This is a genomic window from Curtobacterium flaccumfaciens UCD-AKU, assembly GCF_000349565.1.
Lineage (GTDB): Bacteria > Actinomycetota > Actinomycetes > Actinomycetales > Microbacteriaceae > Curtobacterium > Curtobacterium poinsettiae.
In genome coordinates, this window is sequence record NZ_KB714619.1 from 1 (window position 1) to 1,109 (window position 1,109).

Below are 1,109 nucleotides of genomic sequence, written 5' to 3' on the forward strand. Positions count from 1 at the left end.
TCGGCTGATCGGTTCATGTCCACCCCCTTCACTCCGCAGTGTGCACGGAGGGGACATCCTCACAGATCGGTCGTCGCCGGGCGTGTCGTCGGGTCTGCGCTCCCGCCGTGGCTCTGGCTCTGCCCGGCGTCCACGGCCCGCCCGCGCTCGTCACTGCGCGTGGACGATCCGCACGCGTGTGACGGCGAAGCCGGCTCGTTCGAAGGCCGCTCGCATCGGGGTGTTGGCGGCGTCGGTGGTCCCGACGATGCGGTCTTGCCCGTCGTCGTGGTGGACGTGGGTCATCTCGGCCAGCAGGTCGTGGACGAACCCGTGTCCGCGGTGTTCCGGCAGGACCCCGAGGTAGCTGATGCTCGCGTCGTACGCCGTCCTGGTGGGGATGATGAACCCCACGGCGTTGCCGTCGGACAGGTGCGCCGTGCGCCACGCGTGCCGGTCGCCGGGCAGCGAGCGGTAGAACTCGAGATCGTCGTCGGCCAGTGCATCGACGCCCTCGCGGGCGACCATGTCGTTGGTGTGGTCGTCGAGGGAACCGGGCGCGACGGCCGCGAACAGCGCCCGGAAGGTCGTGTCCTCAGCCGGGGCGAACCGGAGCCGCGTCGGACGCGGTGGTCTCGGGGTCGCAGCGGTGCGCGCGAAGCTGATGCGCTCGGTGGTCCGGGTGAAGCCGCCGAGGTGCGCTGCTTCGTGTCGCCACCGGACCGCTTCGACTGCTGCCGGGTCGTCCGTCCAGGTCGGCGCGACGTCCACGTTGTACTCGAGCGGAGCGCCGGCGCCGAACGCGTCGAGCCCGGCCCGGACCAACGCGGCACCGACGTCGACCGCGGCGGCGCCTCGAACACTCGTCGAGAGACAGTCCAGGGTGGCGGGTCGTTCGCTGTCTGCCTGCCCCCACCAGAGCGCTCGGCCGACGGGCTGCCCTGCGCGTTCGGCGATCCACGACCATTGCGGTCGGTAGTTGCCCGTGCGGAGTTCGTCGGTCAGGCGCTCGGCGTCGACCCACGCCACGGTCTCGTCGCTGCTCCAGCGGGTGAGGGCCGGCACGTCGTCGGGCGTTGCGCGTCGGATCCGCAGCTGCGGGGAGGAGTCGGTCATCGAGCACGAGCCTG

At 71.6% G+C, this 1,109-nt stretch carries 1 protein-coding gene; it reads right to left on the reverse strand.

Annotated features, from left to right (window positions below; translation table 11 throughout):
• Window positions 1–150: 150 nt before the first annotated feature.
• A partial coding sequence (locus tag H489_RS28380) for a GNAT family N-acetyltransferase (protein WP_235045678.1) occupies window positions 151–1,109 on the reverse strand: 959 nt, incomplete at its 5' end.